The sequence below is a fragment of the Brevibacterium limosum genome (assembly GCF_011617705.1).
Lineage (GTDB): Bacteria > Actinomycetota > Actinomycetes > Actinomycetales > Brevibacteriaceae > Brevibacterium > Brevibacterium limosum.
The window spans coordinates 3006694-3023965 of the sequence record NZ_CP050154.1; the positions used below are offsets into that span (position 1 = coordinate 3006694).

The window sequence follows — 17272 nt, forward strand, 5'->3', positions numbered from 1 at the left end:
CGGGTTTCGTCCCGGGAACGTTGTCGGATACGCGTGGGGACGGCTCAGGCGCCGTCGATTTCGGTCATATGGTCGTAGACTTTCGTGAAGATCCGGCCCAGAGTCTCCATCTCCTCAGGGTCGAGGAGATCGACGAGGTGGCTGCGGACTCCGGAGACATGATCGGGGGCGGCGGCCTGGAGCAGCTGCCACCCGGCTGTGGTCATCACGCAGTTGACGCCGCGGCCGTCCTCGGGGATGGCGGAGCGCTCGAGCAGTCCGCGCTTCTCCATCCGGGCGACGCTGTGGGTCAGCCGGGACCGGGACATGGTGGTGTCTGTGGCCAGCAGCGCCATCCGCATCGTCCGGTCCTCGTGTTCGGACAGTCGCACGAGGATCTCGTACTCGGGCAGGCCGATGCCGTGCCTCTCACGCAGCTCCTTGTCCAGCTGTGCGCTGAGCAGCTGAGAGCCGTTGAGGTAGCTGCGCCAGGCTTTCTGGTCGACGGCGGACAGCCAGCGAGGCTCGGTCATCACCGGCCCCCGACTGCGCTGCGGCTCGAGGTGTGACCTGCGGCGTCGGCTTGGAGGCGCTGGGCGACCTCGGTGGCCCAGTAGGTGAGGATCGCGTCGGTGCCGGCGCGTTTGAAGGCGATGAGGGATTCGTCGATCGCCTTCTCCCGGTCGATGGCTCCGGCGGCGGCTGCGAATTCGATCATCGCGTACTCCCCGGACACCTGGTAGGTCCACACGGGCACGATGGATTCCTGAGCCACCTCGGCGAGCACGTCGAGGTACGGCAGTCCCGGTTTGACCATGACGATATCGGCACCTTCGGCGAGGTCGAGGCCGAGTTCGCGCAGCGCCTCGCGGCCATTCGCCGGATCCTGCTGGTAGGTCTTGCGGTCGCCCTTGAGTTCGGAGTCCACCGCTTCGCGGAAGGGACCGTAGAAGGCGGAGGCGTACTTCGCGGTGTAGCCCATGACGACGGTGTCGGTGAATCCGGCGACGTCGAGGGCCTCCCGGCAGTAGGCGACCTGCCCGTCCATCATCCCCGAGAGGCCGAGCACTTCGGCTCCGGCGCGGGCCTGGGCCAGTGCCATCGAAGCGTAGCGATCGAGTGTGGCGTCGTTGTCGACTCCCCCGGCCTGATCGAGGACTCCGCAGTGGCCGTGGGAGGTGAATTCGTCGAGGCACAGGTCCGCCATGACCACGGTGTCGTCGCCGACTTCGCGGGCCAGCAGCGACAGGGCCCGGTTGAGGATGCCCTCGGGGTCGTCGGCCTGTGAGCCGATCTCATCCTTGTGTTCGGGGATGCCGAAGAGCATGAGTCCGCCGACTCCGGCCGCAACCGCTTCCCGGGCGGCCTCGAGCAGGGAGTCGAGCGTGTGCTGAACGACTCCGGGCATTCCGCCCAACGGCAGCGGTTCGCTCAGGCCCTCCTTGACGAACATCGGCAGGATGAGTTCGGAGGGGTGGAGGCGCACCTCGGAGACGAGGCGACGCAGGGCCGGGGTCGACCGCAGCCGACGGGGGCGGATGGATCCGGGGACCAATGACATGTCAGGCCTTCCTTCTGCGGCGCTTCTGACTCGGACGCTGCGGGGAGATCCCGGTTTCCACGTCTTCGGCGCGCTGGGTGAGTGCGAATTCGACGAGACCGTCGATGAGCGAGGTGAGGTTGGCCTCCTCGGCGAGGACGTCGACGCGCAGTCCGTGTTCGGCCGCGGTGTTCGCCGTCGCCGGACCGATGCAGCAGATCACCGAGGTGGGGGCGGGTTTGCCGGCGATGCCGACGAGGTTGCGCACCGTCGAGGACGAGGTGAAGAGGAAGGCGTCGAAGTCGCCGGCCTTGATGGATTCGCGGATCGGCGCCGGTGGCGGAGAGGCGCGCACGGTGCGGTAGGCGGTGACGTCGTCGGGGTCCCAGCCCTTCTCGAGCAGCCCGGCCACGAGCACCTCGGTGGCGATATCGGCACGGGGCAGGAGCACGGTGTTCATCGGGTCGATGTCATCGACGAAGTCCGGCCAGGCCGCGGCCAGGCCGCGTGCTGAGTGCTCCCCGTCGGGAACGAGGTCGGGGGTGATTCCCCAGTCGACCAGGGCTGCGGCGGTGCGGCCCCCGACGGCTGCGACCTTGACTCCGGCCATCGAGCGGGAGTCGAGTCCGAAGTCTTCGAACCACATGCGCACAGCACGTACGGCGTTGACCGAGGTGAAGCCGACCCATTCGTAGGATCCGTCGACGAGGCCGCGGATCGCCTTCTCCATCTGGGTCGGCGTGCGCGGGGGCTGAACGGCGATGGTGGGCACGACGGTGCCGACGGCACCGAGTTCGGCCAGGGCTTCTGCAGTGGAGGTTCCCTGTTCCTTGGTCCGCGGGATGAGCACCTGCCAGCCGAAGAGCGGTTTGGATTCGAACCAGCCGAGCTCACCTCTGGATTCCACTCCCTGCCCCATGATCACCACCATACGATCAGTTCCTGACTGCGCCATGGACAGCGCCTGCTTCAAGGTCGTCTCCACGCTCGTCTGTTCGATCGTGGAGATCCCCCAGCCGAGGAGCACCTTCGTGTCCTCGTCCCAGCCGTCGACCAGCAGTGCCTCGATGGCCTGTTCGTGGGCGGCGGCGGTGCCGGTGAGCACATGGGTGGTGTTGCGGTGGCGGGAGACGTCGACATGAGTCTGCGGTCCGGCTTCGATGAAGCGCACGGATCGGACTCGGTTGGTCGTCAGCGCCGTTCCGGTGTAAGCCGCCGTCGAGGCGGAGAGTCCGACTCCGGGCACGATTTCGACCTCGACCTGTTCCTTCCGGCAGACAGCGGCTTCTGCGGTCGTGGTGGTGAAGATGATTCCGTCATCGGAGCTCAGCCGCACCACGGTCTTGTCCGGACGGGCGAGTTCGGCCATGCGGCGGCCACGGGTCGAGGCGGCGACTCCGAGGTCTGCGGCATCGATGAGGGTCGCGGCCTGCGGCACGTACGCGGTGACGATCTCGGAGTGGACATCGGCGTCATAGACGACGGTTTCGGCGGTGGCGAGGATTTCGGCGCCGCGCATCGTCATCAGACCCGATTCGCCGGGTCCGCTGCCGATGAAGACGACGCGTGGGGCTGCCGGCAGGAGTCGGCGCGGCTGCACCTGACCCGTTGTCGGTTGGCTGTTCATCCCTGCTCCTGAACCTTGACGGGGGTGAGGTGATCGGCGCTGGTGGCCGGGTCGATGCCGAGGCGTCCCAAGAGGTCTTCGGCTGCGGCGGTGCCGAGTTCGTCGGCGACCCGTGCCAGCTCCTTGGCGGTCACAGACAGCTGCTGTTCGCCGCCGGTGCTCCAGTCGACGTCGAGGAGGGCGGGCAGCTCGGTGCTCTGGCGAGTGCGGGCGAGCTTGCCGTCGTCATCGGCCATGACGGCGTCGACGACGAATTCGGTGCCTTCGATCTTCGCCAGCGCGCCGATGGGTGCCGAGCAGCCGGCTTCGGCGCGGGAGAGGATCGCCCGCTCACAGGTCACGGCGAGGTCTGTGGTCTGGTCGTGGATCCGGCGCAGGGCAGCACGCACCTCGGCGTCTCGGTCGAGGATGTCCTGGGAGGTCGCAAAGGCACTGTCGGCCCCGCGTGTCTCCACGGCCAGGGCGCCCTGACCGGGTGCCGGCAGCATGACATCGAAGTTGAGCGAATCCGTGGCCTCGGCTAGGCGGCCGATGCGACGGACGCCCGCGGCGGCGAGCACAACGGCGTCGAGGCGGCCGTCGCGGACATGGGCGATGCGGGTGTCGACGTTTCCGCGCACACCACGGACCTCGATATCGGGACGTGCGGCACGCAGCTGCACGGCGCGACGCGGCGAACCGGTGCCGATGACGGACCCGGCGGGCAGATCATTCAGACTCAGCCCGTCACGGCCGATGAGGACATCGGCAGGGTCGACGCGCGGCGGGATGGCTGCCATCTGGATGCCCGCCTCGGGGGTGGTGGGCAGGTCCTTGAGCGAGTGAACGGCCAGGTCGATCTTGCCCTGGTGAAGGGCCTGACGGACGGCGGAGACGAAGACTCCGGTGCCGCCGAACCCGGCCAGGGGCGACATGTTGACGTCACCCTCGGTGACGACCTCGACGATCTCGACGCGCCAGCCGGTCAGGGCCGCGATCTGATGGGCGATCGCCGTGGACTGGGAGCGGGCCAGCTGTGACCGGCGGGTGCCCAGACGCACTGTGCGGCCGCTGAAGTGCTCAGGTTCGACGATGTCGAGGGTGTGGTCGGCGACCGGGCGAATGCCGTCGGCCTCGACGTGGTGGGCGCTGGCGGCCGTCGCGACCTTCGTCTCCGGCGGCGTCTTGGCGTGGGCGACCTTGTTCACGGGCAGGTCGAAGAGCTGCATGAGGGCCTGGGCGTAGTCGACCTCGGATTCGGTCACGGCGAGTTCCTTGACCTTCACTGTGGGGGTGTGGATGAGCTTCTCGGCCACCCGGTGCAGGGACTTGCGGATCTCGGCGAACGCCTTCTCGTCGACGGCATCACCGAGCTTCTTCTCCAGCCGCTGCGTCTCCGACGCGAGCACGTCCTTGGCATGGGAGCGCAGGGCGGTCACGGTCGGGGCGACGGAGCGTTCCTTGTTTCCGGTGGCGATGTTCTCCAGTTCGGCGGAGATGATCGCGCGGACGGCGTCGATGGTGCCGGCGACCTTCGCATCGCTTTCCTTGTCGGAGCTGCGCAGCAGCTCGCGGATCTCCCCGAGGCCGAAGAGGGCGACATGTTCGAACTCGCGGACGCTGGGGTCGATGTCGTGCGGCAGGGCGAGGTCGATGAAGGCCTTGTTCGCAGCGCCTTTGGGGTTCTGCGAGAGGCCGGCGACGATGTCATCTCGGCTGACGACGACTCCGCGGGCACCGGTGCAGGAGACGATGAGGTCTGCGTCGGCGATCTCTTCGGCCATGATGCGCGGGGTGAGTTCGCGGGCACGTCCGCCCACCTCGGCGACGAGGCGTTCGGCCTTGTCGAGGGTGCGGTTGAGCACGGTGATGTGGGCGACGCCCTCCTTGTGCAGCCCGGACACGACGAGTCCGGACATGGCTCCGGCGCCGATGACCAGCGCATTGGCAGCCCGCAGGGACCCGATGTGCGCGGCCGAGGCTTCGATGCCGGCACCGAAGAGGGAGCGCGCGACCTCTCCGAGGTCGGTCTCCGAGTGGGCGCGCTTGCCCACGCGCAGCGCCTGCTGCAGTGCTTGGGAGAGTTCGGAGGTCAGGGCCTTGTCCGACTGCGAATCCGTGAACGCCGACCGAAGCTGGCCAAGTATTTGGGCCTCGCCGATGGCCATCGAGTCGAGCCCGCAGGCGACCCTGAGCAGGTGCTCCATGGCCTGGTGGTCGTAGTGGGCGTAGAAGTGCCCGGCGATATCGGACCATTCTTTGTCGATCGAGGTTACGAGGGCGTTGCCGAGGTCTGCGAGTCCGCCGTGGAAGGCCGAGACGTCGGCGATGAGTTCGAGGCGGTTGCAGGTCGAGAGCACCGCGAGGCCCTCGACGCTCTCTCCGACCAGGGCGTCCCGGCGCAGAGTGCCGACCTCACCGGCGCCGAAGGCCATTCGGTCGAGCATGTCGATCGGAGCCGACTGATGTGAAATGCCGAGAACCAAGAGAGTCAATTCCTGTGCTCCTCAAAACCAGGGTTGAGCGGTGCCGTGTCCAGCGCCGAATAGTATGCGAGTACTTGCAGCTCACTGGCCAAGTCGACTTGATGGACACGGACGGTATCCGGTGCGTCGAGCACGGTGGGTGAGAAATTGAGAATGCCGCGCACACCTGCTTCGACGGCCTTCTGGGCCGCCGCGGGCGCCGCGGCTGCGGGGACGGCCATGACCACCAGGTCGATGTGTTCGGACCAGGCGGGCAGGTCGTCCAAGGAGGAGACGGTCAGGGCACCGATGGCGGTGCCGATCTTCTCCTCGTCGATGTCGAAGACGGCGGTCAGACGCAGGCCGCGGCGACGGAATCCGGCGTAGTCGGCCAGTGCCGAGCCGAGGCGTCCGGCGCCGATGATGGCGACGCGACGATCTCGGTCGAGGCCGAGGAAGGTCCGCAGAGTAGCGGCCAGCTCCGGACAGGAGTAGCCGACACCGCGGGTTCCCGATCGTCCCAGCTGTGACAGGTCTTTGCGCAGGATCGACGGGGACACCCCGCTGCGTGCGGCGAGGTCCTCCGACGACACTGTGTCCTGGCCGGTGGCGGCAATCGTCTCGACGGTCTGCAGATAGATCGGGAGTCGGGATATCACGCGCTCGGGTACGTCCTTGCGAACGACACCCTCAATCCTGTTGGCGGACAGAATCTCGCCCACGAATCCGTCTCACTCCTTCAATCGATCTCATGCGCCCAAGGCGTCGAGCGTCTTGGACAGCCGATCCTTATCGACTCGATGAAAACTGTGCTGTCGCCCGTTAAGGAGAACGACGGGAACATCCCAGCCGTACCGTGCGGCCAGATCGTCATCGCTGTCGATGTCGATCTCGGTCACGATCACATCTCTGCCCGCAGCCACCTCGGTGACGGCCTGCAGCGCCGCAGCGCACAGATGGCAGTCGACGCGCGTGAGGAAGGTCAGTTCGACCATGGCTCACTCCTCATCGGGTGCAACAAACCCCGCCGAGAAATCACTCGAGCGGGGGCGTAGGACCGTTGGGTCTTACTTCTTGTTGCGACGCTGGTGACGTGTCTTGCGAAGCTGCTTGCGGTGCTTCTTCTTCGACATACGCTTGCGGCGCTTCTTGATGACTGAGCCCACTCGGGTACCCCTTGTGCTTGTCGGTGGAGGGTGAACAGCAGGTGCCCACCCATTGAACTAACCGTGCAATTCTATCGCTTGGGCGCCTGCTTTCCCAAAACTGTGTCCAGATCCACAACGGCGTCCCCGACCGATCCGCGCGGCGGCGGGGTTCGGGTCCGACTCAGGCGGCGTGCGGGACGGGACCGGTTCAGGCGGCGTGCGGGGCGGGGCCGGGCTCGGCGAGGAACCGCGCTCGGTTCGGGCGGGCCGACCGCACCGCTGGGTCGAAGCAGGGGTCGAGTCTCAGTCGAAGTAGGGGTCGAGGGCGAAGAAGGGGAAGATGTTCTTCCTGGTGCCCATCACGGCCCGGTCGAGTTCGGCCTCGGGGTCGAAGCCCTTCGACCAGGGTTCGAAGTCACCGTCGAATCCGTCGGTCATCGACAGCGGCGCCTCTCGTCCGGTCGTCGTCTGCGCGGAGGCGGCCCACCGGCCGGGGATCCGGGCACCGGGGTCGATATCACGGCCCGCCGCCACGGCCAGGAGATTCGTCCAGGCGCGGGGCACGACGTCGATGATCGCGTATCCCCCTCCCCCGACGGACAGCCAGCGTCCTTCGGCGTGCTCGACGGCGAGGTCGCGGATGCGTTCGGCGGCGATGCGCATGGCATCGACGCTCAGGCGCATATGGGTCAGCGGGTCCGCGCGGTGGCCGTCGCAGCCGTGTTGGGAGACGATGACCTGAGGCTCGAATGCGGCGACGACCTGGGGGATTGTGGCGTCGAAGGCGCGCAGCCAGTCCGCGTCGCCGGTGCGCGGAGGCAGGGCGATGTTCACCGCCGAGGCGGCTGCCTTGAGTCCCCCGATATCGGCAGGATATCCGGTGCCGGGGAAGAGGAACTTCCCTGATTCGTGGATCGAGATCGTGAGCACTCGCGGGTCGTCCCAGAAGAACGTCTCCACACCGTCGCCGTGGTGTGCGTCGGTGTCGAGGTAGACGATGCGTTCGTATCCGGCCTCGAGGAATTCGGTGACCGCTCCGGCTGCATCGTTGTAGACGCAGAAGCCGCTGGCCCTGCCCGGCATCGCGTGGTGCATTCCGCCGCAGAAGTTCACTGCGCGCAGGTAGTCCCCGGAGATGATCGCATTGGCAGCGTCGATGCTGCCTTGGAACAGCAGCGCCGAGGCGGTGTGCATATTCTCGAACCCGGGCACGTCCTCGGTGCCGATTCCGTATCTGTTCGCGTCCTGCTCGTCGAGGCCCTCTTCGGTGCCGGCCTGCTTGACCGCTGCGATGAAGTCGGGGTCGTGGAGGCGGGCCAGCTTCGCCTCATCGATGTCACCGATGGGATTGACGCGGACGTTGTCGGCGTCGAAGAGTCCGAAGTCGGCGGCGAGCTTCGCTGTCAGGTCGAGCCTGAGGGGGTGCATGGGGTGGCTGGGACCGAAGTTGTAACCGGTCACCTCGTCGTCCCAAACGACATACACATCATTTTCGGCCATGCCCACCATGCTATATGGCACAGCTCACTTGCGCCGATTCCGGGGCGACCGGCTCTACCATGGTGCTTGTGTCCAAGAATTCCTCGCCGCGCTACGACCGGCTGCTCAAGCCGGGTCGGTGGGTCCGTGACTTCGTCGACGACCTCGCTGTGGCATCACCGGCGCGTTTGGCGATCGGTTCCTTCGTCGCCGTCGTCGCAGCGTTCGCGATCCTGCTGATCCTGCCGGCGAGCATGCGCCATCCCGGTTCGGTGGATCAGGCCACGCACATCGCGAACTCCGTGTTCGTAGCGGTCTCGGCCGTGTGTGTGACCGGACTGACCCCTGTCGTCACGGAGGAGTACTGGTCGGACTTCGGGATCTCGGTCATCACCGCCGGCATCCAGGTCGGCGGACTCGGAATCCTCACCCTCGCCTCGGTGCTGGGAATGGCGGTCTCACGTCGGCTGGGCGTGCGGCAGCGCCTGATCGCTCAGCAGGCCACCTCGGCGCTCAATCTGGGTCAGGTCGGCTCACTGCTCAAGACCGTGGTCATCACCATTCTCACCGCCGAATCGATTCTCGCGGTGCTGCTGTTCCCACGGTTCCTCATCCGCGGGGAATCACTCGGCGACTCCGCCTGGTATTCGGTGTTCTACTCGATCTCGGCATTCAACAATGCCGGGTTCACCATCCACGAGGGCGGGGCGGCCTACTTCGCCTCTGATCCGTGGATTCTGTCGCTGCTCATGGCCGGGGTGTTCGTCGGTTCGCTGGGCTTCCCGGTCGTGCTCATGGTCGCGATGTTCTGGAACCGTCCCAGCCGGTGGGATCTGCATACGAAGCTGACGCTGACGACCACGACGACGGTCTTGGCCGTCGGGCTGCTGCTGTTGGCGCTGTTCGAGTCGGCGAACCCGGCGACCCTGGGTGATAAGAACGCCGGCCACACCTTCGTCGAAGTCCTGTTCATGGCGGTGATGCCCCGTTCCGGCGGGTTCGCGACGATGGAGGTCGCGGATATGAGCCAGGCTTCGCACCTGCTCATGGACCTCATGATGTTCATCGGCGGGGGTTCGTCGTCGACGGCCGGCGGCATCAAGGTGACAACGGTGGCAGTGCTCGTCCTCGCCGCGTTCGCCGAGGCCAGGGGCTTGCAGGACGTGCATGTGTTCGGTCGGCGGCTGACCTCCTCGACGATCAAACTCTCGATCTCGATCCTGCTCACAGGTGCGATGATCGTCTTCATCGGCACCCTGACGATGCTGCAGATCAGTGCCGAGCCTCTCGACCGGGTGCTGTTCGAGGTGATCTCGGCCTTCGGCACCGTGGGCCTGAGTTCCGGGGTGTCGGCGACCTCGCCGGACTCGGGACTCTATGTGCTGTCGGTGATCATGCTCATCGGCCGACTCGGTACGATTACACTGGCGGCCGCACTGTCGATGCAGGATTCGGTGCGCCTGTACCGCTACCCCGAAGAAAGGCCGGTCGTTGGCTAACGAACACTCTTCTATCCTGGTCATCGGACTGGGACGTTTCGGGTCCTCGACGGCGGCGACTCTTGCACGTCTGGGACGCGAGGTCATGGCCATCGAGCACAATCCCGAGCTCGTCAAGGACTGGAGCGGCAAGCTCACGCACGTCGTTGAGGCCGACTCGACGAACATCGACGCTCTGCGTCAGGTGGGTGCCGGTGACTTCTCGACTGCCGTCGTCGGTATCGGAACCTCGATCGAAGACAGTGTGCTCACCACCGCAAACCTCGTTGACCTCGGCGTTTCGCAGGTGTGGGCGAAGGCGATCTCACCGTCGCACGGCAAGATCCTCCATCGCATCGGCGCCCACCATGTGCTCTATCCGGAGTCGGATGCCGGTCGCCGCGTCGCCCATCTGGTCAGCTCCCGGATGATGGAGTACATCGAGTTCGACGAGGGCCATTTCGCTGTCGTGAAGATGCGTCCGCCGCGGGAGATCCAGGGCTTCACGCTCAGCGAGTCCGGTGTCCGCGACAAATACGGCGTGACCATCGTGGGCATCAAGAGCCCCGGCCGGGACTTCACCTACGCCGACCCGACGACACGTGTGGGCAAACAGGACCTGCTCATCGTCGCCGGGCACGTGGAGCTCCTCGGCCGCTTCGCCGGCCGCCCGTAGACTCCGGCCGCCCATAGGCCGCAAGACGTGGGCCGTGGCATGCCCGTAGACCGCAGGGCGGGTGCCGCGTGGGGCCGCGCGGGGCCCGACCGCCCGGCAAGAGCCGCGTGGGCCGCCGAGAGATCGCACGGCGTGGGTCGCGTGGGGTCGCCCGGCCGCCTCTCCGTCGCGCCAGCTTCACGCCGCGAATGGTACTGGTCTCTCTGAACTGATCACGTTCTTCCGTGTGCAGTTCAGAGAAATCAGTACCGTTTCGCGGACTGCAGTCTGCAGATACGTTTCGAGACTCACAACCCGCCGCAGCGCACGCAGCCTCCACAAAGAAACGCAATATGCGGGCACAAAGAGAGCGGGCGACGGGAATCGAACCCGCGTCATCGGCTTGGGAAGCCGAAGCTTTACCATTAAGCTACGCCCGCACGTCGCCACCGAAATGCAACCGCCCGCCCAGGTAGACCCGGTGCAAGCATGCCGTGGTCGGCGACTCGAACCAGTCTACAGCGTCTCGCCTGATGCGCATCCTCCAGCTGCCCCCTGCCGAGGCCCACCAACACGCCCCGCCACTCGGTAGCGTGACGCAGTCAGCGACAACCGCGTGTTCAAAGTGAATCCGCCCCCGACCCGAATCGGGTCGCCTGCACTTTGAACACGCGGATGGCAGATGGGTCAGTGCTCGACAGCCTCCTCGGCGCCGAACCCGGTGTGAGCGCGAACATCCATCTCGGCGGCGAGCTCCGGACTCTCCACCGTCCTGTCGGTCACCGAAGCGATCCAGCCGAGGAGGAACCCGAGCGGAATCGAGATGATTCCGGGGTTCGACAGCGGGAAGATCGCGAAGTCTGCGCCCGGGATCATTGCGGTCTCGGAACCGGAGACGACCGGCGAGAACGCGATGAGGACCATCGCCGAGATCAGACCGCCGTAGATCGACCACACCGCTCCGCGGGTGGTGAAGCGCTTCCAGAACAGCGAGTACACGATCGTGGGCAGGTTCGCGCTGGCGGCCACGGCGAAGGCGAGGGCCACGAGGAATGCGATGTTCTGCCCCTGCACGCCGATGCCGCCGATGATCGCGACAGCACCGATGACGATCACCGTTCGACGCGCGATCTTGACCTCGGCCTCGGAATCCTCGACCTTGCCCTTCTTGATCACGTTGGCGTAGATGTCGTGGGCGAACGACGCCGCTGCAGTGATCGCCAGACCCGCCACCACGGCGAGGATCGTGGCGAAGGCGACGGCAGAGATGAAGCCCATGAGGATGGGCCCGCCGAGGTGGAGCGCCAACAGCGGTGCCGCCGAGTTCACGCCGCCGGGAGCGTTCTTGATCTCTTCAGCTCCGACGAGTGCGGCCGCACCGTATCCGAGGACGAGGGTGAAGAGGTAGAAGGCGCCGATGAGCCAGATCGCCCACACCACGGAACGGCGGGCCTCCTTGGCTGTCGGAACCGTGTAGAAGCGCATGAGCACATGCGGCAGCCCTGCGGTTCCCAGCACGAGCGCCAGCGCCAGGGAGATGAAGTCGAGCGGGTTCTCACCATACTGCAGACCGGGATTGAGGACCCCGTCCCCGACTCCCTCGGCCGCGTTCTCCACCGCCGAGGCGAGCAGCGTGGAGAGGTTGAATCCGTTGAGTGCGAGCACCCAGACGGTCATTGCGAAGGCACCGGCGATGAGCAGGATGGCCTTGACGATCTGCACCCAGGTGGTGCCCTTCATCCCGCCGACGAGGACGTAGATGATCATCAGCGCGCCGACGACGGCGATGACCAGCGACTGTCCGATCTTGCCGTCGATGCCCATGAGCAGGGACACGAGACCGCCGGCACCGGCCATCTGGGCGAGCAGGTAGAAGAAGCACACGGCCAGGGTCGACAGGGCCGCGGCCATGCGCACGGGCCGCTGCTTGAGGCGGAAGGAGAGCACATCGGCCATGGTGAACTTGCCGGTGTTGCGCATGAGTTCGGCGACGATGAGCAGGGCGACGAGCCACGCGACGAGGAAGCCGATCGAATAGAGGAACCCGTCGTAGCCGTTGACGGCGATCGCACCGCAGATGCCGAGGAACGACGCGGCAGACAGGTAATCACCGGAGATGGCGAAGCCGTTCTGCGGACCGGTGAAGGACCGGCCTCCTGCGTAGTAGTCGGAGGCGGATTTGTTGTTGCGGCTGGCCCGCAGGACGATGAACATCGTCACCGCGACGAAGGCGGCGAAGATCGCGATGTTGAGGATGGGGTTGTTCTCGACCTCGGCCGTCCCTGCAGTCAGCAGGTCTCTGCCCGAGGCGAGCATGTCGCCGAATGCCAGTGCGCTCATGACGGACGTCCTTCCGCTTCGGCTTGAAGGCGTTCACGGATCGCTTCCGCCGGCGGGTCGAGCTTCTTGTTGGCGAACGAGACGTAGAACATCGTGATCGCGAACGTCGTGACGAACTGCAGCAGCCCGAAGACGAGGCCGACGTTGATCTCCCCTGCGACCTTCGTGGACATGAAGTCGTGCGCGTACGTGCTGAGGATGACGTAGAGGAAGTACCAGACGAGGAAGGCGATGGACAGCGGTATCACCACCGAGAACCTCTTGCGTTTGAGTGCTTTGAATTCAGGGCGCTCCTCCTCTGCGAGGAAGTCAACCCCAGTGTTGACCGAGTCAGTCATTCTCTCTCCTTTAAATGGCCAGAACATCCGTGTCCTGAATCACATGATCCAAAGGTAACGTTCAGCATGCGCTAGGGAATACCACCGAAAGTTGGTAGCTTGTTCACATGAATGCGAACGCCAGGAAAACGCGGGCACTCAGGGCCGAGACCCGCCGCCTGTTCGTCGAGGCCGTCGACTCGCTCCATCGAACCGGCACGGGGGACGTTGTCTTCGGAGGCACCGTCGATGAGGGATCGGTCGCTGTCGAGGCCGTCGCCGGGGCAGACCAGGATCTGCTCTCCTCACTCATCGTCTCCACCGGGCGAGGCCTCGGTGGCCGGGCCATGACCGAAGGCACTCCCCAGCTGACCCGCGATTACGAAATCGATCCCTATATCACCCACCACTACGATGAGGAGGTACTCGGCGAGGGCATCCGCGTCCTCGTCGCCGTCCCGACCCTGCTCGGCGGGGAGGTCACGGGCATGGTCTACTGCGGCCACCGCTCGGACTACGATGCCGCGGCTCCGCAGACAGGGGACCTCGTCAGACGCGTACGGCAGCTCTCGGTCGATCTCGCCCGGCTGGCCCACCGGCAGGAGGCCCGCGGCGGATCCAAAAGCGAACAGTCCTACCCCGACCTCGAGCCATCGGGCAGGGAAGCGCTGCGCCACACCTATGCGGAGCTGCGAGCCATCCGCTCGGGCATCCTCGACGATGAGACTCGCGAGAAGCTCAGCAGTGTCGAGGCCCGGCTGGCCGACATCCTCTCAGGACACAATTCGGAGAACTATCCGTCGCCGGTGCCAGCCGTGCGCCTGTCCCCGCGGGAGACAGACATCCTCTCCCATGTCGCGTTGGGCTGGTCGAATGCCCGCATCGCCGACGCACTGAGCCTGCGTGAGTCGACGGTGAAGTCTTACCTCAACACGGCCATGGTCAAGCTCTCGGCACGGACTCGCCACGAGGCGGTCTCCATCGCTCGGTCCTCGAACGTCCTCCCCTGAACGACGATCGAGCGCCGTCGACGGGCCTCAGCCGTCGACACGCCTCAGCCGTCGATGACCTCGGAATTCTCCCGCTCCATCTCCAGGGAACGGTCAGCCGCCGCCTGCGCAGCCGCCTCGGCGATATCGAAGATCCCGGCATCGATGAACTTCGACAGACCGGCCAGCGTCGTTCCGCCCTTGCTGCTCACGGCCTGACGCTGGGCGCCCGGATCGGGCTTCCGGCTGAGCAGGCGGCCGGCGCCGTCGGCGGTGGCCACGACCATCTGTCGGGCATCATCCTCACTGAGTCCCTGCTTGACTCCGGCGGCGATCATTGCTTCGGCGAGGAGGAAGAAGTAGGCGACTCCGGACCCGGAGATGCCGGTCATCGCCGGGATCTGGGATTCGTCGAGGTCGACGACGAGTCCGGCTCCGGACAGGAGCTGACGAAGTGTGTCGACGCTGTCAGCGGGCACCTCGGCGTCGGGGGCCAGCGCGATGACGCCGTGGCCGATGGAGCTCGGGGTGTTCGGCATGATCCGCACGATCGGATTCTCGGGGGCCAGTTTCGCGAGATCCGAGGCCGCGACTCCGGCGGCCATCGACACGAGCACGGCAGTCGCATCGAGGTTCGGGGCGAGTTCGCGGAGGGTCTCGGCCATCATCCAGGGTTTGACGCCGAGGAATACGAAATCGGCTCCGGCCGCGGCCTTTCCGTTCGCCTCTGCGTCCTCTTCCACTGCCGTCACCGTCGCCGACGGCAGTTCCTTGCTCAGACGCTGCGCCGAGGCGGTCGAATTCGTCGTCGCGCGGACGGTGATGTCCGCGTCAGCGCTTCGGATCCCCTGGATCAGTGCCGTGCCCATGTTGCCGGTTCCGATGGAGGCGATTGTGGTCAAATCGAGTCAGCCTTTCGAGGTTGTCATCTGTTTGCTGCAGTCTTCTGCTCACGGAGGCGGCAGGCGGTCTCCACAGTCGGCGGTCAGTCGCCGGCGGGTCCGTCGGTGGTCGACGAACCGCGTTCCGAGGTGCGGGTGTGACTGTGGGAGTTGCGGCGCGGGGGCGCCTCGGCCAGGCCGAGGTGATCGCGGGCGAAGGCGATCGAGTCGGCGAGCATCTTCTCACGGGTGGACTGTCTGCGCACGAAGCGAGTGTTGACCTCGACGACGACGTCGCCGGCCCAGTTGTATTTGGCCAGGTACTGCAGGGTTTCGGCCACCGGCATAGTTCCGGCCCCCGGGACGAGGTGCTCGTCCTTGAGTGAGCCCGCCCCGTCGGTGAGGTGGACGTGTCGGAGTTTGTCGAAGATCTCGGCCACGGTCTCCACCGCGTTCATCCCGGCAGTCGAGGCGTGGGAGAAGTCGAAGGTGAGATCGTCGTAGTCCTCATCCAACGGGTTCCAGTCAGGATAGTAGACCTGGATTTCGCGCAGCCCCGCCCGCCAGGGGTACATATTCTCCACGGCCAGTCTCACGCCGGTCTCCCGGGAGACCTCTCGGACCCCGTCGACGAAACCGAGGGCGTATTCGCCCTGCCAGCGGAAGGGCGGATGGAGGACCACGGTCTCCGCATTCACTTCTCTGGCGAGGTTCGCGGTGATCCGCAGCTTCTCCCAGTGGTCCTTGTGCAGCACCCGTGGCAGGAAGAGAAGAGTCGGGGCGTGGAGGGACATGACGTCGAGGCCGGTGTCGCGGACGAGTCCGTTGATGAGGTCGACGTCTCGCGTCTCGGCGTTGTGCGTGACCATGATCTCGACGCCGTCATAGCCGTGTTTCGCGGCCTGGGTGAAGGTCTCCTCGACGGTCATCGGGGACACCGACGAGCTGGACAGGCCGAGGCGGATTCGGTGGTCCGAGACGTGATGGGCGTCGTGTTCGTAGACTTCGTGACTGTCGAAGTACTCCTTGTGGCGCCGCGAATTCGAGCGCGCAGAGTTCTTGGTGGTCAACACCTTTCGCTGGGACTTCGACTTCTTGCTCATCCATTCCAGTCTAACGCGGACTCCCCACCCCCGAACTACCTGACGGCGGCCCAGCAACCTCGATCCTTCTATGTCTTGTCAAGCGGGTTGAGGAACGGTATCTAGCGCGTTAAGGATCTTGTAGACCCGGCGCGCTAGATACCATTTGAGTTTGCGTCGGATTTCCTTCTTCGACTTCTTCGTCGGGTCTTCACCGTAGTGCCTGGCAACATAGTCTCGGGTCCGCTCATCATGGACCATCCGGTTCATGATCACCGTGTGTAAGGCCCGGTTCAACTGCCGGTCACCACCCCGATTCAACCGGTGACGATGCGTGTTGCCCGATGACGCTGGAATCGGATTCACCCCCGCCAGGGCGGCGAATGCCGCCGCGTTGCGAACCCGGCCGGGATGGGACCAGGCGGTGAAGCACACCGCGGCGCTGAAGGGCCCGAACCCGGGCTCATCCAGCAAGGCCGCAGCCGGGCTGGCTTTGAGGAGTTCGGTGAGTTTGGCGAGGTTGCCTGCCAGCTCCTCGTCGAGGGTGAGAACTCGTTTGGCCAAACGGACCGCTTCAGCCCGGGCAGTGGCCAGGCCGATGTCTTCCTTCCTGTCCCGCCACCTGGCGATCTCAGCGAACTGCTCAGCCGTCAGCGACTTGCGGGCGTCGAGTCCCAGATCGTTGGTGCGCACCAGCGCGGTCAGAGCATTGATCTGCCGGGTGCGTTCGGTGCTCATCGAGTTCCGCGCTGCCAGCAGGACACGCAGTGCCTGCCGCACGCCTTCGCCCTGGCGCGGCCACCTCAGCTGGTCGGCATCCAACCGCAGCACGGATTCTGCGATGCGGCGGGAATCGAGCTCATCGCTCTTACCCACCCCGTGGCGGGCTTTGGCGTCCATGCGGGCGGCTTCGACGACGGGGTATCCGGCTGCGGCGATGTGGCCGGTCAGCATCGCCCCGTACGAAGCAGCACCTTCAACGACCCAGAGTGTGTCGAGGTCGCCGTCGGTGCGCCGGCCGACCCAGCTCAGTGCTCGTTTGATGCCAGCAGCAGTGGTCGGGAAGGTGCCGGTGTCGATGAGGACACCGGTGCTGGTGATGATCGTGTAGACGTGGTTTCTGGCGTGTGTATCGACGCCGATGAAGAAACTGTATAAGTGCGCGACAATGGACATAGCGGTTCGAAGCTCCCTGTTTGACCGATAGGTTGTGTGGCCGCTTGCGGCCGGTACCGGTCCGGGTTAGAGATCACTTCGGAACAACACTGTGATGAGTCACACCCCCTGGTTTCAGGGGGTGGACAACCTTCTGA

The 17272-nt window shown here is 65.6% G+C and carries 16 protein-coding genes and 1 tRNA gene; 3 read left to right on the forward strand and 14 right to left on the reverse strand.

The genetic code is table 11. The annotated features are described in order from the left end of the window. Window positions 1-44: 44 nt before the first annotated feature. From GUY37_RS13635 to GUY37_RS13670, 8 genes are all read right to left on the reverse strand, one after another. On the reverse strand, window positions 45-512 hold the full coding sequence (locus GUY37_RS13635; RefSeq protein WP_166826573.1) for a MarR family winged helix-turn-helix transcriptional regulator: 468 nt from the start codon (window positions 510-512) through the stop codon (window positions 45-47). Continuing rightward, entirely contained in the window at window positions 512-1540 is a 1029-nt protein-coding gene (gene hemB, locus GUY37_RS13640) for a porphobilinogen synthase (RefSeq protein WP_166826576.1), read from the reverse strand. Before hemB ends, GUY37_RS13635 begins: the two co-directional genes overlap by 1 nt. Before the next feature lies 1 nt (window position 1541). Continuing rightward, window positions 1542-3146 carry a bifunctional uroporphyrinogen-III C-methyltransferase/uroporphyrinogen-III synthase gene (locus GUY37_RS13645; protein WP_166826579.1) on the reverse strand — a complete coding sequence of 535 codons (1605 nt, stop codon included), beginning with the start codon at window positions 3144-3146 and terminating at the stop codon, window positions 1542-1544. After that, on the reverse strand, window positions 3143-5620 hold the full coding sequence (gene hemA / locus GUY37_RS13650) for a glutamyl-tRNA reductase (protein WP_166826582.1): 2478 nt from the start codon (window positions 5618-5620) through the stop codon (window positions 3143-3145). Before hemA ends, GUY37_RS13645 begins: the two co-directional genes overlap by 4 nt. Continuing rightward, window positions 5617-6312, reverse strand: a complete 696-nt coding sequence (locus GUY37_RS13655) for a redox-sensing transcriptional repressor Rex (protein ID WP_166826585.1) — start codon at window positions 6310-6312, stop codon at window positions 5617-5619. Before GUY37_RS13655 ends, hemA begins: the two co-directional genes overlap by 4 nt. 27 nt (window positions 6313-6339) lie before the next feature. Beyond that, complete coding sequence (locus tag GUY37_RS13660; protein ID WP_166826587.1) at window positions 6340-6585, reverse strand: glutaredoxin family protein; 246 nt, start codon at window positions 6583-6585, stop codon at window positions 6340-6342. A gap of 72 nt (window positions 6586-6657) precedes the next feature. Beyond that, a complete protein-coding gene (locus GUY37_RS13665; RefSeq protein WP_009882927.1) occupies window positions 6658-6756 on the reverse strand; it encodes a 30S ribosomal protein bS22 in 99 nt (32 codons plus the stop codon). A gap of 285 nt (window positions 6757-7041) precedes the next feature. Continuing rightward, window positions 7042-8238: an acetoin utilization protein AcuC gene (locus GUY37_RS13670; RefSeq protein WP_166826590.1), complete on the reverse strand. Its 1197-nt coding sequence runs from the start codon at window positions 8236-8238 to the stop codon at window positions 7042-7044. A 59-nt stretch (window positions 8239-8297) separates the two neighbouring features. Between GUY37_RS13670 and GUY37_RS13675 the strand changes: the two genes are divergently transcribed. Then, window positions 8298-9716 carry a TrkH family potassium uptake protein gene (locus GUY37_RS13675; RefSeq protein ID WP_228278479.1) on the forward strand — a complete coding sequence of 473 codons (1419 nt, stop codon included), beginning with the start codon at window positions 8298-8300 and terminating at the stop codon, window positions 9714-9716. Beyond that, window positions 9709-10371 carry a potassium channel family protein gene (locus GUY37_RS13680; RefSeq protein ID WP_152348500.1) on the forward strand — a complete coding sequence of 221 codons (663 nt, stop codon included), beginning with the start codon at window positions 9709-9711 and terminating at the stop codon, window positions 10369-10371. The genes GUY37_RS13675 and GUY37_RS13680 overlap by 8 nt, the downstream gene beginning before the upstream one ends. A gap of 348 nt (window positions 10372-10719) precedes the next feature. Here the strand turns inward: GUY37_RS13680 and GUY37_RS13685 are convergent. From GUY37_RS13685 to GUY37_RS13695, 3 genes are all read right to left on the reverse strand, one after another. Next, a tRNA-Gly gene (locus GUY37_RS13685) sits at window positions 10720-10790 on the reverse strand. 247 nt (window positions 10791-11037) lie between these two features. Next, the gene (locus tag GUY37_RS13690) at window positions 11038-12666 is read right to left on the reverse strand and encodes a solute symporter family protein (protein WP_166829792.1); all 1629 of its coding nucleotides are present in this window, start codon (window positions 12664-12666) and stop codon (window positions 11038-11040) included. 20 nt (window positions 12667-12686) lie between these two features. Further along, the gene (locus GUY37_RS13695; protein WP_166826595.1) at window positions 12687-13028 is read right to left on the reverse strand and encodes a DUF485 domain-containing protein; all 342 of its coding nucleotides are present in this window, start codon (window positions 13026-13028) and stop codon (window positions 12687-12689) included. Window positions 13029-13135: 107 nt separating this feature from the next. Between GUY37_RS13695 and GUY37_RS13700 the strand changes: the two genes are divergently transcribed. Next, window positions 13136-14017: a helix-turn-helix transcriptional regulator gene (locus GUY37_RS13700; RefSeq protein ID WP_166826598.1), complete on the forward strand. Its 882-nt coding sequence runs from the start codon at window positions 13136-13138 to the stop codon at window positions 14015-14017. Between the two features lie 44 nt (window positions 14018-14061). Here GUY37_RS13700 and proC read toward each other — a convergent pair whose 3' ends face one another. The 3 genes from proC to GUY37_RS13715 all read right to left on the reverse strand — a co-directional run bounded on the left by proC (window position 14062) and on the right by GUY37_RS13715 (window position 17135). Beyond that, window positions 14062-14898, reverse strand: a complete 837-nt coding sequence (gene proC / locus GUY37_RS13705) for a pyrroline-5-carboxylate reductase (RefSeq protein WP_166826600.1) — start codon at window positions 14896-14898, stop codon at window positions 14062-14064. Window positions 14899-14981: 83 nt separating this feature from the next. Further along, window positions 14982-15980 (reverse strand): sugar phosphate isomerase/epimerase family protein, encoded by a 999-nt coding sequence (locus tag GUY37_RS13710; protein WP_166826603.1) that lies wholly within the window; start codon window positions 15978-15980, stop codon window positions 14982-14984. 78 nt (window positions 15981-16058) lie between these two features. Further along, the gene (locus GUY37_RS13715) at window positions 16059-17135 is read right to left on the reverse strand and encodes an IS110 family RNA-guided transposase (RefSeq protein WP_166824300.1); all 1077 of its coding nucleotides are present in this window, start codon (window positions 17133-17135) and stop codon (window positions 16059-16061) included. Between the last annotated feature and the right edge of the window lie 137 nt (window positions 17136-17272).

Bases quoted from the DNA above. Each gene is read 5' to 3' on its own strand.
- GUY37_RS13635 (WP_166826573.1), bottom strand. From the start codon at position 512: ATGACCGAGCCTCGCTGGCTGTCCGCCGTCGACCAGAAAGCCTGGCGC.
- hemB (WP_166826576.1), bottom strand. From the start codon at position 1,540: ATGTCATTGGTCCCCGGATCCATCCGCCCCCGTCGGCTGCGGTCGACC.
- GUY37_RS13645 (WP_166826579.1), bottom strand. From the start codon at position 3,146: ATGAACAGCCAACCGACAACGGGTCAGGTGCAGCCGCGCCGACTCCTG.
- GUY37_RS13660 (WP_166826587.1), bottom strand. From the start codon at position 6,585: ATGGTCGAACTGACCTTCCTCACGCGCGTCGACTGCCATCTGTGCGCT.
- GUY37_RS13670 (WP_166826590.1), bottom strand. From the start codon at position 8,238: ATGGCCGAAAATGATGTGTATGTCGTTTGGGACGACGAGGTGACCGGT.
- GUY37_RS13675 (WP_228278479.1), top strand. From the start codon at position 8,298: ATGGTGCTTGTGTCCAAGAATTCCTCGCCGCGCTACGACCGGCTGCTC.
- GUY37_RS13690 (WP_166829792.1), bottom strand. From the start codon at position 12,666: ATGCTCGCCTCGGGCAGAGACCTGCTGACTGCAGGGACGGCCGAGGTC.
- GUY37_RS13695 (WP_166826595.1), bottom strand. From the start codon at position 13,028: ATGACTGACTCGGTCAACACTGGGGTTGACTTCCTCGCAGAGGAGGAG.
- GUY37_RS13700 (WP_166826598.1), top strand. From the start codon at position 13,136: ATGAATGCGAACGCCAGGAAAACGCGGGCACTCAGGGCCGAGACCCGC.
- GUY37_RS13710 (WP_166826603.1), bottom strand. From the start codon at position 15,980: ATGAGCAAGAAGTCGAAGTCCCAGCGAAAGGTGTTGACCACCAAGAAC.
- GUY37_RS13715 (WP_166824300.1), bottom strand. From the start codon at position 17,135: ATGTCCATTGTCGCGCACTTATACAGTTTCTTCATCGGCGTCGATACA.